The organism is Weissella coleopterorum (assembly GCF_011304355.1).
Classification (GTDB): Bacteria; Bacillota; Bacilli; order Lactobacillales; family Lactobacillaceae; genus Weissella; species Weissella coleopterorum.
In genome coordinates, this window is record NZ_CP049888.1 from 1,153,548 (window position 1) to 1,168,806 (window position 15,259).

Below are 15,259 nucleotides of genomic sequence, written 5' to 3' on the forward strand. Positions count from 1 at the left end.
CCAGTAATAGCAACCAGACAATTCGTATAATCTGCCTAAGCAATCCCATCTTGTCGTAGAATTTTCGTATTATGATGAAACCAAACTCCATTAATTCCAATAATGAGGGCGGAAATTACAAAAACACCTCGGTAATCAAACAATCCCGTGGCAACAGCACCAATAATAGGTCCTGCAACTGAGCCTAAAGCTTGAAAACTTTGGTTATACGCAAACATTCGACTAACGACTTCATGGGGTGTCGTCTTGGTTATCAGAGTCTGAATTGAGGGCATCATTGTTGAGTCAATGATGCCAACGAAAAAGCGTAAGGTAGCTAATTGCCAAATTGCACTCACCCAACCCATAGGCAAAAAGACCACTACCCCTAAAATAAATCCACCTAGCATGATCTTAGATGTCCCATATCTATCACCTAATCGACCTAACTGTGGTGCAAAAATCAACGATGCCACTCCAGGCATGGCCGCCACTAACCCGGCTAATAACGCTGTATTATTGGATCCATGATTCAATTCCTGAACAAAGAGCGCTAAAATTGGATTAATCGACTGATTTACCGCCATGATCAGCATAGTGGTTATAAAAAAGCCCCACATAACTTTTGGATATGGCAGGCTTGAGAAAATTTCCTTTCTTTGCAAAGGTTGCCGCCTTTTCTTTGGTACCACAACTTCCTTAACCCAAAAGATAACCAGAATTGTTGCTATTAGTATTAGTCCACCCGTCAGAGTAAATGCAAACCGGTAACCAATTGTATCGGCTAACACTCCACCAATCAATGGGCCTAATAACATTCCCGCAGTTGAACCTGTCATCATAATACCCATACTATAACCTGAGCGTTCAGTCGGTGTTTCAGAAGCAATTAGGGCATTGGCATTGGAAGTGAAACCACCTAACGCACCTTGAACTGCTCGTAACAAAATTAATTGCCAAACATTAGTTACTAGACTCATCAGAAAGAACACAATTCCCATACCAAGCCCAGCTCGGACAATCATCTTCTTGCGCCCCTTCATATCAGCCAACCGTCCCCATAAGGGCGAAGAAATTGCAATTGTTAAATAACTACCTGAAAATGCTAAGCTCGAATACAGACTCAACATGCGTTTGGAATAATGCCCCAAAGTATTAATATATAAAGACATAAAAGGGATAACCATACTTAAGCCAATCCCCGTTAAAAAAACTCCGATCCATAAAATATACATATTACGCTGCCAAACCGGCATATTTTTGATTTTATGCAAATTACACTCACCTTCCCATCTAATTTGATGTATTTTTATTTATACTATTATATCCTTCTCAAATTTATTTACACCATATTTTAAAGCTCTCAAGAGAAAAATGCTAAGCAAATAGAACCGTACCCCGAAGGTTAGAAACAACTTTCGGGGTACGGTTCCAATATCAAATTAACCTTTTTACAATCGATGTCTCAAAACTTAGATAAATTTATTACTTTAGTTGCAATTCCAAAACATTTGCTATCTTAACACTCTCCATTTGCACGAGCATTAAGGTCGCCAAACGATTCTTCTTAATCGCATCATTATCACTCATGACCATTGTTTGATCAAAATAGGCCGAAATCAAGGGTGCTAAGCCTAATAGTTGGTCCAACCGGTCGTCTTGATCTTGTGGATGAAATTGCTCCATTGCTGCTGCTAGCTTTTTTTCTGCTTCATTTTCAAATAATGTGACATCCACCGTAACACTTGTCGGATTTTTAACTACTAAACGGGCTACTCGCGTTAGAGCTTCCATCCCAGGTCGGAATGCTGGCTTTTGACTCGCCGCCTGTAATAATTGCGCATTATTTAACATCGCCACCATATCAGGATTATCATTCTTGATGACTGCATCAATAATGTCTCGACGAATCTGTTGCTCTTGTAATTCTTTCATCACCCGATCGGTTAAGAAATTCAAAACTGGCGTAATTTGTGCTGGTAATTGTGCACTAATATTTTCAGGTAATCCTGACTTCACACCTTGTTGTTGAATAATTTGCACAAATTCAGTTAAGATGGCTTTTAAGTCTAGGTGCCATTGATTATCCGTTAAGATCGCTACTAGTCCTGAAGCGGCTCTTCTTAGTGCGTAAGGATCATTAGATCCAGATGGGATCATATCACCCGCAAAAAAAGCTACTAATGATTCTAACTTGTCAGCACTTGCCAAAATCTTTCCTAAGTCTGATGCAGGTAACGTTCCATCGGCAGAAATGGGCATATAATGCTCGCGAATGGCCTGTGCAACTGTGACATCTTCTCCAAACTGTTGCGCATAAATTTCGCCCATTACGCCCTGCAGTTCATCAAATTCGCCTACCATCCCCGTCATTAAATCAAATTTATAGATGGCACTCGCGCGCTTTAATAACTCTTTTTTAGTCGCTTCCAAGTTAAGCCGATCGGCAATCATGTTTGCGAGAACCTGAACACGGCGCGTATGAGCCGCGACTGATCCCAACTTTTCATGGAAAGAAACAACCGCTAATTTATCATTATAAAAATCAATACTATGTTTTTGATCTTCTTGATAGAAGAACTTAGCATCCTCTAAACGTGCTACCAAGACCTTTTCATTCCCGGCAATCACGTTTTCAAGATGGTCTTGATTTCCATTTCGAACCGAAACAAAAAATGGTAATAATTGACCTGCTTGGTCCTGAACATGGAAGAATCGTTGATGTTCTTTCATTGAAGTAATTAAAACTTCATCTGGTAATTGTAAATATTCATCCGAAAAACGACCAAAGAATGCAGTCGGAAATTCTACAATATTATTAACTTCTTCCAATAATTCAGCATCAATCACAATGTTCCAATTATTTTCAGAACCTAATTGCTTAATCTGACTTTCAATTAGCTCCTTACGCTCCTTAGCATCAACAATTACTGCCTCACCTTTAAGACTCTTAACATAATCATCAGCATGTTTAATTTCAACGGATTGGCCAAGGAAACGATGTCCACGTGATATTTTACCAGTCTCAATATCTAAGACTTTAAAATTCACTAATTCCGTATCTAATAACGCCACCATCCAGCGAATTGGTCGTACATACTCAAAAGTATGTCGGGCCCATTTCATCGTCGTTGAAAAAGTCATTGCCATAACTACATCGTTAAAATGACTCAACACTTCTTGTGCCGTTTGACCTTTTTCATGACGACTTAAAGTTACAAATTCTTGCCCATTAAATTCTTTAAAGACAATCTCATCGGTTGTCATCCCTTTTCCACGAGCAAAGCCTTGTGCGGCCTTGGTAAAGTTACCATCGTTATCTAAGGCGGCCCGTTTAATTGGGCCTTTCATTTCTTCTTCAATATCAGCAGCTTGCGCGGCCACATCGTGGACTAAAACAGCTAAACGCCGCGGTGTTGAATATGGTTGAATTAGCCCATGTTCTAAGCGATGTTCCTTAAAAAAGACCGCCGTTCTTTCCACCAATTGATTAATAGCTGGGGTTACTAAATGTGCAGGTACTTCTTCCAAACCAATTTCCATTAAAAAGTCAGCCATCTTAGTCTTCCTCCGTTTCATCTGGTAAATATTGCTTTCGTAGTTCTTCGTCTTTTAGTAAAGGAAAGCCTAATTTCTTCCGCTCATCAATAAATGCTCGAGCCACTTGACGTGCCATCTTTCGAATCCGGCTTAAATACTTCGCTCGTTCACTGACGGACACCGTTCCACGAGCATCCAACAAATTGAAAGTGTGTGATGACTTTAATATATAGTCATACGCCGGATGTACTAAGCCTTGATCCAGCAAACGCTGCGCTTCTTGCTCGTATTCATCAAAATGATGTAATAACATTTTTTGATCTGATTGCTCAAAGGAATAGGTTGAATGTTCAAATTCAGGTTCTTTGAAAATATCACCATACAATACACCATTCCCCCACTCCAAATCATACACCGTTGGAACATTTTGAATATATGATGATAAGCGTTCCAATCCGTAAGTAATTTCAGAGGTAACCGCGTCCACTTGAATACCACCAACTTGTTGGAAGTATGTAAATTGGGTGACTTCCATTCCATCAAGCCAAATTTCCCAACCAATTCCAGCGGCGCCCATAGATGGATTTTCCCAATTATCTTCCACAAATCGAATATCATGTTCTAGTGGATTAATTCCCAGCTCCTCTAATGAAGCTAGGTATAATTCTTGAATATTATCCGGTGATGGCTTCATCACCACCTGAAATTGATGGTGTTGATAAAGTCGGTTCGGATTATCTCCATAACGACCATCAGCTGGTCGACGTGATGGTTCCACATAGGCTGCATGCCATGGTTCTGGTCCATTGGCACGCAAAAAAGTATATGGTGACATTGTCCCCGCCCCTTTTTCGGTGTCATAAGATTGCATCAACATCGCCCCTTGCTTGGCCCAAAAGCCTTGCAACTTTAAAATAATATCCTGGACTGATAAAGTATTACTCATTTTAATTCCTTTCATATAGCTAATTTAAAATTAAGTGCAAAATAAAAATCCCTCACCAATCAAATTTAAAAATGATTGATGCAGGGACGTTGTTAGCGCGGTTCCACCCTGCTTCCAAAGGAAAGATAACGACTTAAAATGCCCTTTGACAGCTTCATTTAATTTTTAATACGCTCCTATAGCTCCCCGTGCAATGATGTAATTATCCTCACATTAACGATAACTTGCTGAGTACATCTACTTCACTTTTTCTACAATCATAACGTACTAGAAAATTATATGCCTAAAATGATATTTCAGCAAGTTTTAATCATGTTTCAACGTTATTAATTTCTACTCATGGAAGACACTTATAAAGTATCAGTTAATGTTTCAAATTCATTTAGACGCGTTTCAAAGACTTGAAAAGTTGCTTGCAAATAATCTACTTGCGTCATATCAACACCCGCCGTTTTAATAACTTCTAAAGGAAAGGCGGCTGATCCGGCCTGTAAGTAACCCATGTATTTAGCAATCCCAGTACTTCCTCCATGTAAAATTTGCTCGGCTAACGCCGTAGCCGCCGCAAACCCAGTTGAATATTGGAAAACATAGAAATTATAGTAAAAGTGTGGAATTCTCGCCCATTCAAAGGCAATTTCTGGGTCAGCGGTAAGAGCAGCTCCATAATATTCTTGATTCAAATTACGATAAGCTTCATCTAAGACTTCAGCTGTCAAGGGTATACCCGCTGCATCTTGTTCGTGCATCCATTGCTCAAATTCAGCAAATTGAGTTTGCCTAAACATCGTACCTTTAAACCCATCAAGATATTGATTTAAGATATATGCCCGCATCTGTGGATTATGAATCGTCCTTAATAGATAGTCTGTTAAGAGGTTTTCATTTGTAGTTGACGCTATTTCTGCCAAGAAAATCGGATAATCTCCATATTGGTATGGTTGATTATGCCGGGTTTGATAACTATGAATCGAATGCCCCATTTCGTGTACTAACGTATACAAGTTATTTAGATTATCCACCCAATTTAACAGCATAAATGGATTAGTATCATAGGAACCACCAGAATATGCCCCACTACGCTTTCCTTGATTCTCCATCACATCAATCCAGCGTTCGTCAAATGCTTGATTCATAATTGCTAAATAATCTTCACCCATTGGCTTTAGGGCTTCTAACGCCATCGCCTTAGCCGACTCATAATCGATCTCAAAGTCAGGTGTCCCTAATATAGGTGTATACAGGTCATATGAGTGTAATTCAGAAAGTTTCAGCATTTTTTTACGTAAGGCCACATAGCGATGTAATAGAGGCAAGGCCCGGTGGGTCTCATCTACTAAGTTATCATATACCACCTCAGGGATGTGATTATTACTTAATGCAGCTTCACGCGCTGAGTGATAATGGCGTACTTGTGCTTGGAAGTTCTGCTGTTTAACATTTCCACTAATTAATGTCGCAAACGTATTTTCTAATTGGGCATAAGCTGCATAAAAAGTTTGAAATGCCGTTTTACGAACCATCGGATTAGTCGATTCTAACAAACGGCTATAAACACCATTTGTTAGCTGTTCCCACTCACCATCTTCATTTTCCACCGCTCCAAATTCAATATCTGCATTATCGAGAATGCCAAATGTATTTTGTGAGGCGTTAAAAACTTCTGAAGCTCCTGCCAAAATTTCTTCACCCTCACGGGATAAAACATGTCCTTTTTGAGTCAGAATAGTTTCAAAGTAATGCTGATACTGTTCTAATTGAGGTTCAGCTTCAATCATGTTTGCGAGTTCTTGTTCGGATAAGCTTAGCACTGCTGGATCAAAAAAGGCAATTGCACTAGAGACTTGGGCAGCTAAATTGCCTGCAATTGCATTCAGGCCTTGGTAATACTGATTAGTAGTATCTTGATCAGCTTTCATTGAGGCATAGACATAGACTTTTTCTAAATCACGCATCAAATTTAATCCATACTGCAATGCGTTTAACAAATCTAATCCTGAATTGGTGACCTTATCAGCCATTTGTTCAGATAATGTGACTCGTTGACTAATATCTTCCACTGCAGCTTCAAAACTTTGCTCGTCTTCAAAAATTGTTGTTAAGTCCCAGGTTGCACTCAACGGCACTTCTGAGCGAGTTGGAATTGCTTTTACCATTAATTTATCTCCATTCTTATTCTTTTTGATTTAATTCATTTTACCACTATCGATTAAAAGCGCTGCGAAACATCACACCAATCTCGGCGTTTATGCTCTAAATTTTCATACCAAATAACGGGTTTTAACATAACCAATTGACCTGTTTCAAATTTAACTATCTCCAATTTTTCCCATTCTTCAAGTACTTGTCTAATCCAGATCAATTGCACTTGATTCACTGACATACAACCAAAATCGTGCCACGGTAAAGTTTGAACAAAGCGAACTACATTCTCCCAAGAACATCGCTGATTAATTTCCAAAAACAAATAAAATTTCACTAATGCGATCGTATTAGAATCCTTTAAGCCCCCTACTAGGCTTTTAAAATTATGCAAAATTCAAGGAATCCCCCACAAAAATCGATGCATCTGATATAAACGATTATTCAACGGATTAAAAGTACGACTAGCTCGAATCAATTGGCCTAATTGTCTATTAGCTAATACATCGTTTGATACATTCTTTTGATCATTTGAACGTCCGTCAATTTTGATCCATGGTCGTACCAACAAACGGCGTTGCTTGGTTGACCAAAAAGTCACCCCAATTGTATTGGATGAAATGGGCTGTGCAAATTTTGCCCAAGTGCCCGCCTGTAAATTCTTATTTTGGTATGGCTTACCTAAAATCCATCGCACTTTAATTCCATTTTGTTGATAACCCCGACATCGTGAATTCAATTTTCCTAAAGAAATCGGTGCACACTGATATTCAATCGCAAAATTTTCAAGCTTATCACGATGGATCATCAAATCGGGACGTTGTTTTAAATTAATTAAATATTTTTCTAATTCAACCCGATAACCCTTTTTTGAAAAATAAGCTAATAAATGATATTTACCCAAAACATGTTCGAATGTTTCATTTTCGCTAAATATTCCACAATCTAACAACCTCATATGTGCAAAATACGGATGACGAACCGGTCCAGATTTTAAATGAACTTGTTGCTGACAATCTAAACATTGATAAATGACGAAACGTTGGGCCTGTTTGGCGTGCACAATTGCTTGTGATTGTTGATCTCTTGCGAATAACATTTTTAAAAGCTCCTTACTATTTTGAAAATATTGCATATTAGTAAGGAACATTTACTCAGTAATTATCTAATTTTTTTTGAATTGATGAAATAATTTCTGCCTGTTACATCATTCCATATTCTATCACTCTAACCAAAACGCCCGAGATTCCAGTTATCTCTAGTGCATGACTAATGTCAGTGCATTGATAGTCAACCATCGGCATCCCTAAAACAATATCTGGACGTTGCTGTTCTAACTGCTCTAATAAATTTTATGGTTTAATCACCAAAATCCCATATTTTTTTCTTGCTGAATTGTTTTTTTGAATTTTACACAAATAAGGTCATTGATCATCCGGTGACATCAATTAAATCTACTATATTTCTAGCTATAAAGCTACTTCTTTAAACCAAAAATCAATTCCAATTTGCGTCAAAAAAGAGCCCTAATTCTAATTGCAGAATCGGACTCTCCCATTATTTGAAAAAACCAACAATTTGACTCAACGCCCGTGTCTCAAAGATTAATTGCCCATGTTCGGCCAAAACAGCAGTTGCCACTGGCGAAAGTTGTCCAAATTCACGTACAATTGCTGTAATATCTTTAATCTCATCTAACTGATAAGTTTCATCGAAAAGTAATTCTAGGTAGTAATCACCCGCATACTTAACCAATTTATTGGCCGCTTCAATCTCTAACACTTGTGATAATTGAATTAACTCCTCAAAATCATGGAATTTAAAGGTTAAGCTTTGCGGAACTTTCGGACTGTGATTTGCTTGTTCTTTTCGATCACCGGCTGCTTTATCAATCGTCGATGGAGAATCATTTTGGTCGGTTTCCAATAGTTCATGGAGTGTACTATCTGACACTTCATCTTGCGTTTGCGTCTCTGATCCCTTTTCTGGTCCCATTAATTTATCTAAGATTTCTTTAGGAACTTGATCTTCAGACATATTTTTAGTTATGAAAATTTCCAACCCCTTTTGACTAGGCATCACTTGGAAAGAAACCGCTTCGTTTTGCTCGAAATCATGTTCAACATCTACTTCAGCCAAGATGCTGTAAAAGAACTTTTCAACTTCATCTTGATTACTGAGTAAATCAACCAATGAAATACTACGTTCATCTAAATCTTCTTTTGTAACTAGCACCCGAATTGTATCATCATTAATGCGTTCCATCTCCATCATGGATACCTCCTTTACATTAAATTCAATATCGAGTTAAACTCGATATTTATGATCAATCTTCTTGAAAACAAAGATTAATGTAGGCCAGCTAAGAATGCATCCATTTCAGTTGGTGATTCGACTAACTCAACATGAATTTGTCCTCGCTTAAGTTGTAATTCCATTTCTTTAGCCATCTTTGTTGCTTGTTTTTTTGCTAATTTATCATATTTTTTCATTATCTTAACCCCATTTATTTAATAATTCCATTATAACATTTTACCCTAATTTTGCCTTTGTTTCTCTATGGATATTAATTCTGTTAATAATTGATTGGTTTGTTGTTGTTCCTTACGTAATGCCTTGACCTCCATTAAGTTACCATTGTACCCGAATTTTTCAGTGGGGTTCCGTGCCACAAAAGTGTTGAGAATCCGAATGAATAAAAAGACTGAACCGGCAACTAAGATCATTGTTAAAAATGATTTACCAAAATTAGCCCAAGGAATTACACTAAATGCCCAAGTTCCGTGGCGAAGCCCAATACCTAAAAACTCCAACACACCACTAATGAGATCAACAAAATCTTTCACAAAACTGGAAAATGCATTCCCAACGACCACACCAATGGCAAACCCAGTGACTCGATCGCCCGTTAAAAAGGAGCGGAAATCACCCGCTAGGGCACTATCCATAACCGTATCACTCAAATCATTGACCCGATTGACAGTGGCTGAAACTTGATCTGGTAACACTTCATGAATCTTGCTTTGTCGCCATTTTTTCATTTGTTAATCCTTTGTTTTATAGTTTTTGGGGGTCCAAGCTTAAAAGATCTACATTCAAAGGAATTTTGGGTGTATCTTTATTTGAACCATTTTGCTTATTTTTAAAATTCCGCCGCCGCTTTGAATTTTTTAACACATCTTGTTTAGAATGATAATTCAATTTTGTCCAATTTACCAGAATTGACTCAATATATCGTAAATTTAGTGCCTGATTGGCGACTGCTTCCTTGATGGCCTCTTGCATTAAAACAGGTAAAAAATGATCAACATCAAACCAGTTACTAACGATTTCCAAATCAATCGGTGATAATGACCTACCAAATTCTTGTTCCAACATATTAAAAATTTCGGCTCGACTTGGCTCATCTTGAATGGACTGGATTTGAACTAGCTTGTTTTTTTGGCGATCAACGGCACGTGTGGCTTTACCATCAGGTAGTTCCAATAACTTTTGATAGAGTTGATGAAAGTTCAAGGTAGTAATCAGCCGTTGGTTTTCATCGCGTTTAGTTTCAAAAACTACTAAATTTTTTGCCCGCATATTCTCAATACCTGAAAAAACTTGAGTTGGTTGTAACCCCATATACTTTGCTATTTTTTCAGTACTTGGTTCCACAAATCCGCGATCAAGCATCGCTTTGATTTGTAAATAAATAATTAGTTCTTGATCAGTTAGACCGATCTCGTGATAACGCTGCAGTAAAATTAGGCTAATGTCAATGTTACCAGCATCCAAATAGTGATTAATCTGATATTGATCACTCATGACTCCTACTCCTTTTCTGCCCATACATGATTTTTGAATTTATAAATTTAATAGCCCAAACTGCCACCGTGCACTTCCGTCACGTTAGTAGTTGTAATAAATGCATCTGGATCAATATCATGAATTTTCCGTAAAAGATGCGCGTATTCATTTCCATTCAACATGACCATAATCATTTCACGTGCCTCATTAGTATATCCTCCACGTGCCTCATAAATTGTTAGACTTAAATTCTCGTCTAAGAGCATTTGGTGAATAGCTGCCAAGTGCTTATTACTCATAATTTGAACCTGTCGCTTCAAATCCAAGCCAGTCTCAATATAGCGCATCACAATCATAGTAACCACCAATGAAAAGGCGGCTAAGAAAAAAGCATTTGTGCTTGAAACAATTAGATTAAACATCGTGATCGTTAAATCAATACAAAGTAATGAAACTGCCGTATTAATTCCAAAAAACTTTTTTAAAACCATGGGTGGCACGGTCGTCCCACCAGCTGAGGCTTCCAATCGGTATAATAAAGCCACCCCCGTTGCAAATATACCACCACCAATAATGACTGCCAAAACGGCATCATTAACTACTTTATAGCTTGGTGTTACATACATTAAAAGCGGTAATAGAAAACTACCAACTGTGATATTTCTTACGGTTTTTCGATCTAAAAAAATTATTGATAAAATAATCATCGCAAGATTAATGATCAACACGGTTAAGGAACGATTGATTCCAAAAGCTGTATCTAAAAGAATCGCTACCCCCGTCGCTCCTCCAGCTGCGACATGGATTGGTGCATAAAAAAAGTTAATTGCTATTGCTACCATTTCTAATGCAATGATCATAGCTAAAACCCGAAACCAGCCTTGTTGAGTTAATCGTTTTCGATTCATATATTATCCTCATCTATTTCTCTTAATATTTTATTCGTCTTAATTCGCTATAAAATTAATCGTGCCATAGCTAGTTTAAAATTAAGTTAAACTTTTAATCACCCTATTAATAATGGATTTACACTGATGGGTGTTTTTGTAAATATTCTTCTGCAGCTTGGATTAAGCTAGCTTCATCATTTACCACTTGCCCAGCCACCACTGCTTGCTCAAGCTTTTTTAATAATTGACCTAATAACGGTCCCGGTGCTAATTTAAGCTGTTGCTTTAACGTTTGACCATTCAATTTCAAATCATTTCGTTGATGAATCGTCAAATCCTGATATCGTTGCCGCAATTTCTCAGGATCGATTGTTAACTCGCTTAGTTTCAAAACTGCTAATGCATTTTCAATTGCTGTACCAGTTTCATAGAGTTGCCAATTTGTTACATTATCTAGACGTAATTGGTTTAAAAGTCTCAACGAACGCTGAATTATCTGAATCATTTCGTTACTATGCTTCCATAATTTCAGAAAATCTTTAACATCAGCAGCAGTTAAACCTAATTCAAACGCAAGTAGCGTCCAAGCCTCGCCATCAGTATGAGCTTGATCTACTGCTAATAATTCTGCATACCCCCAGAGATCAATTTCTGTATGTTTCAAGCCAGGCATATACTCGTTTAACCCAGTACTTAATAGTGCTAATAAGCCAAATTGGGCATTTTTTCCTTGTAGTAACTTCGTAAATTCAACATTAATACGCTCAACTGAGATATTTTTTAAGAGTGCAGCATTATTATGAATCGCTACTTTAGTTTCTGGATCTAAATTAAAATCCAATTGCGCTGCAAAGCGCACGGCACGCATCATTCGTAGTGCATCTTCATTAAATCTTTCATCTGCACTTCCTACCGCACGTAATAACTTATGTTGTAAATCGCTTAATCCATCAAATAGATCGACTACTGAGCCGTCACTTTTTAGTGCCAAGGCATTAACCGTAAAATCACGGCGCTTCAAATCATCATCTAACTGGCGTACAAACTGCACCTCATCTGGACGTCGAAAGTCCGTATAAGTTGACTCTGTTCTAAATGTAGTGATTTCATAACCGTTACCATGATCTAACACCATAACCGTTCCATGTTCAATCCCCGTATCAATTGTCTTTTGGAAAAGCTCTTTAATTTCATTTGGATAGGCGGAGGTTGCAATATCAACATCATGAATTGGTTTTTGCAAGAGCGTGTCACGAACCGATCCACCGACAAAATATGCTTCGTATCCCGCTTCTTCCAATGTTTTAATCACTGGTAAAGCAGATTCAAATTCTACTGGTAATTGTTTTAATTGCATACGTTCCTCCTATTCAATCGTTCGTTGATATAACGCTAATCCTATTAACAGAGCTCCCAAACTCACAATTAATTGCTTGTGATTTAGACCTAATTTACATGAAATCATATGGTGATACCCCCATCATTCCCACATTGGGGTCGATTGTTTGATCTTGAATTATTGCGTTGTTTAAGCGCGTTGCGATGGTTGGGACCGCTCCGATCGTTTGCTTCGTTTGGTAAACTTCGGCTGGCACCGCATCGTCTTCCTTTGGATCATTAACACTTTGTGCCTCAGGTGCTCCTCTTTGCCCATTAATATCATAACTAGGCGTTGGTATTTCATTTTGGGGGCGAACTGCTTGGCTAGGTCCCTTGGGAAGTATCCCAACCAATGCCTTTTCCAAACGGGTTGGTAACATCGTTTGACGTTTAGCCCCCTCAGTTTCAGCTGCTTGACGGTATGCATCTGGTTCCCCTAATAAAACTAATGAATCTTTGGCCCGTGTCAGTCCTGTATAAAGTAGATTTCTTTGTAACATTCGGTTGAAGGCCTGCACCAATGGCAAAATAACCAAAGAATATTCTCCCCCTTGCGCCTTATGAATCGTCGTTGCATAGGCTAAAGTAATGTTCATCAAGTCAGACCGTTGATACAAAACATAATTACCATCAAAATCAACTTCAATATAATCCGCTTTGATTTCGTTTTCAGCCTCTTTAGCAAACATGATCGTTTTAATATAGCCAATGTCTCCATTGAAAACATCATGTTCAGGATCGTTTGCTTTCTGCATCACTTTGTCACCAACTCGAAAACCGAATTCAAAATCACCTTCTCGCCATATTAATTCGCGGCTCTGCTTCGATTTCGGATTAAAAAGGGCTTGCGCCAATAAATTCAATTGATTGACGCCTGCTGATGTTTTATACATCGGAGCCAAAATTTGCATATCTCGTACTGAATTCCCATGCTCAATCCAGCTCACAATAATCTTTTCCATCGCCGCTGGAATTTGTTGGGCATGTGCCGGGAAAAAGGAGCGATCTGCTTGCCTTTGCATTAAATTATCGGGTAATTCACCATGCTTAACATCGTTTGCTAATTCAATAATGGTTGAATCAGCATCTTGCCGGTGAATAGTTGCTAATTCCCGATAGTTTAATTTTCCACTACTTAATAGGTCGAAAAAAACTCGTCCTGGTCCAACAGATGGCAATTGATCTTTATCACCTACCAAAATCACTTGCATTGAATTAGGGGTATTTTCCAATAGAAAACTAAACAATTCAGTATCTACCATCGACATCTCATCAATAATTAGAAGTTGACCTTCTAATGGATCTAAATCTAGATCCGCTAAACTTTCGCGTCCTGAGATACCCAGCAGGCGATGAATCGTAGCCGCCGGCATTCCAGTTGCTTCTGATAATCGCTTTGCGGCACGACCAGTAGGTGCAGCCAGTTTAATCGCTGATGCAATTTTATCCTGATCGAGTCCGCTTTGGCTCAACAATTGTTGAAACGCCGCCACTACTCCATTAATAATCGTTGTTTTTCCAGTTCCTGGCCCTCCCGTCAGAATGAATAATTTGCTAGTCAACGCTGCCAACATTGCTTCATGTTGCTCATTCGTATATTCTAATTGCTGTACTTTTTCAACTTTATTCAAAATTTTTTCAACTTCGGAGCGCTTAAAGGTTCCTTTTTGCTCATTTAATTCAACGATCCGTTGCGCAATTCCGACCTCAGCATAATATAAATCAGCCATAAATAATCGTTCATCATCTGCGACAATAATTTCTTGCTCAACTAAATCTAAGAGTGCTTTCTGAATTAATTCTGGCTCAATTCTAGTATGATCATTGCGTTCCAAAGCGCGTTTAGCAACTAAACTGAGTTCCTTCAACTCAATGAAGGTGTCTCCCTGTTCAAACGTTGCTTGGTTCATTGCCGCGACAATTCCGGCCTGAATACGTCGTGGATCCAATGGATCTAATCCACCTTGTACCACAATTTGATCAATTCGATTAAAAGACACTCCATCAATTTCCCACACCATTCGATAAGGATCACTTTTGATAATTTCCAAAGTATCATTTTCATAATGTTCATAGATTGTCGTTGCTAGAGCGGATCCAAAGCCAAATTGATTCAGAGCAATAATGGCTCGTTCCATGCCATCAGACTGTTTTAATTGCTCAACCATTGTGGCACTTTGCTTTTCACTTAGTCCCAAATTATTTAATACGGCTGGATTATCCAAAATTTGATCAATTGCGTCTGTCCCTAGACTATCAACAATCTTTTCTGCCGTTTTAGTCCCGATTCCTGTAAAGTCATCCCCGGATAAATACTGAACCAATCCTTCGGCTGAACTGGTATCTAACCGCTGATAATGTTCGCTAGCGAACTGCTGCCCAAACCGCGCATGATTTTTTAATTGACCTGTAAATTGATAATTGGAACCAATTTGTAAATCTCCAAACGAGCCTGTAACAGTAATTTCATCACCTTCGTATTCAAAATTCATTTCGTCGATTTGAACAGCAAGCACTTTATAAAAGCTATCTGTCGCCGCAAAGATAATGCCCTGAACCTGTCCCACTAACTCAGGCGTCTCATCCACCATTA

13 protein-coding genes are annotated in these 15,259 nt (G+C 38.3%); all 13 read right to left on the bottom strand.

Annotated elements, in window-relative coordinates; translation table 11 throughout:
- Positions 1-35 precede the first annotated feature (35 nt).
- Entirely contained in the window at positions 36-1,253 is a 1,218-nt protein-coding gene (locus G7084_RS05810; RefSeq protein WP_166010900.1) for an MFS transporter, read from the bottom strand.
- A 211-nt stretch (positions 1,254-1,464) separates the two neighbouring features.
- Positions 1,465-3,537 carry a glycine--tRNA ligase subunit beta gene (gene glyS / locus G7084_RS05815; protein ID WP_166010902.1) on the bottom strand — a complete coding sequence of 691 codons (2,073 nt, stop codon included), beginning with the start codon at positions 3,535-3,537 and terminating at the stop codon, positions 1,465-1,467.
- A gap of 1 nt (position 3,538) precedes the next feature.
- On the bottom strand, positions 3,539-4,465 hold the full coding sequence (gene glyQ, locus G7084_RS05820; protein WP_166010904.1) for a glycine--tRNA ligase subunit alpha: 927 nt from the start codon (positions 4,463-4,465) through the stop codon (positions 3,539-3,541).
- 350 nt (positions 4,466-4,815) lie between these two features.
- A complete protein-coding gene (gene pepF, locus G7084_RS05825) occupies positions 4,816-6,621 on the bottom strand; it encodes an oligoendopeptidase F (protein ID WP_166010906.1) in 1,806 nt (601 codons plus the stop codon).
- Between the two features lie 53 nt (positions 6,622-6,674).
- The gene (locus G7084_RS05830) at positions 6,675-7,001 is read right to left on the bottom strand and encodes a hypothetical protein (protein ID WP_166010908.1); all 327 of its coding nucleotides are present in this window, start codon (positions 6,999-7,001) and stop codon (positions 6,675-6,677) included.
- Between the two features lie 3 nt (positions 7,002-7,004).
- The gene (locus G7084_RS05835) at positions 7,005-7,706 is read right to left on the bottom strand and encodes a competence protein CoiA (RefSeq protein ID WP_166010910.1); all 702 of its coding nucleotides are present in this window, start codon (positions 7,704-7,706) and stop codon (positions 7,005-7,007) included.
- A 458-nt stretch (positions 7,707-8,164) separates the two neighbouring features.
- Positions 8,165-8,878: an adaptor protein MecA gene (locus G7084_RS05840; RefSeq protein ID WP_246163760.1), complete on the bottom strand. Its 714-nt coding sequence runs from the start codon at positions 8,876-8,878 to the stop codon at positions 8,165-8,167.
- A 77-nt stretch (positions 8,879-8,955) separates the two neighbouring features.
- The gene (locus G7084_RS05845; RefSeq protein ID WP_166010913.1) at positions 8,956-9,099 is read right to left on the bottom strand and encodes a hypothetical protein; all 144 of its coding nucleotides are present in this window, start codon (positions 9,097-9,099) and stop codon (positions 8,956-8,958) included.
- A gap of 45 nt (positions 9,100-9,144) precedes the next feature.
- A complete protein-coding gene (locus G7084_RS05850; RefSeq protein ID WP_166010915.1) occupies positions 9,145-9,648 on the bottom strand; it encodes an MscL family protein in 504 nt (167 codons plus the stop codon).
- Between the two features lie 16 nt (positions 9,649-9,664).
- Positions 9,665-10,414, bottom strand: a complete 750-nt coding sequence (locus tag G7084_RS05855; protein ID WP_166010917.1) for a DnaD domain-containing protein — start codon at positions 10,412-10,414, stop codon at positions 9,665-9,667.
- A 47-nt stretch (positions 10,415-10,461) separates the two neighbouring features.
- The gene (locus tag G7084_RS05860; RefSeq protein ID WP_166010919.1) at positions 10,462-11,304 is read right to left on the bottom strand and encodes a YitT family protein; all 843 of its coding nucleotides are present in this window, start codon (positions 11,302-11,304) and stop codon (positions 10,462-10,464) included.
- Between the two features lie 118 nt (positions 11,305-11,422).
- Positions 11,423-12,643 (bottom strand): CCA tRNA nucleotidyltransferase, encoded by a 1,221-nt coding sequence (locus G7084_RS05865; RefSeq protein WP_166010921.1) that lies wholly within the window; start codon positions 12,641-12,643, stop codon positions 11,423-11,425.
- 94 nt (positions 12,644-12,737) lie between these two features.
- Positions 12,738-15,257, bottom strand: coding sequence for an SF1B family DNA helicase RecD2 (recD2, locus tag G7084_RS05870; RefSeq protein ID WP_246163762.1), 2,520 nt, complete (start codon positions 15,255-15,257; stop codon positions 12,738-12,740).
- Between the last annotated feature and the right edge of the window lie 2 nt (positions 15,258-15,259).

Coding starts and splice junctions, on each gene's coding strand:
- glyS (WP_166010902.1), bottom strand. CDS start 3,537: ATGGCTGACTTTTTAATGGAAATTGGTTTGGAAGAAGTACCTGCACAT.
- glyQ (WP_166010904.1), bottom strand. CDS start 4,465: ATGAGTAATACTTTATCAGTCCAGGATATTATTTTAAAGTTGCAAGGC.
- pepF (WP_166010906.1), bottom strand. CDS start 6,621: ATGGTAAAAGCAATTCCAACTCGCTCAGAAGTGCCGTTGAGTGCAACC.
- G7084_RS05835 (WP_166010910.1), bottom strand. CDS start 7,706: ATGTTATTCGCAAGAGATCAACAATCACAAGCAATTGTGCACGCCAAA.
- G7084_RS05840 (WP_246163760.1), bottom strand. CDS start 8,878: ATGGAGATGGAACGCATTAATGATGATACAATTCGGGTGCTAGTTACA.
- G7084_RS05845 (WP_166010913.1), bottom strand. CDS start 9,099: ATGAAAAAATATGATAAATTAGCAAAAAAACAAGCAACAAAGATGGCT.
- G7084_RS05850 (WP_166010915.1), bottom strand. CDS start 9,648: ATGAAAAAATGGCGACAAAGCAAGATTCATGAAGTGTTACCAGATCAA.
- G7084_RS05855 (WP_166010917.1), bottom strand. CDS start 10,414: ATGAGTGATCAATATCAGATTAATCACTATTTGGATGCTGGTAACATT.
- G7084_RS05860 (WP_166010919.1), bottom strand. CDS start 11,304: ATGAATCGAAAACGATTAACTCAACAAGGCTGGTTTCGGGTTTTAGCT.
- G7084_RS05865 (WP_166010921.1), bottom strand. CDS start 12,643: ATGCAATTAAAACAATTACCAGTAGAATTTGAATCTGCTTTACCAGTG.
- recD2 (WP_246163762.1), bottom strand. CDS start 15,257: ATGGTGGATGAGACGCCTGAGTTAGTGGGACAGGTTCAGGGCATTATC.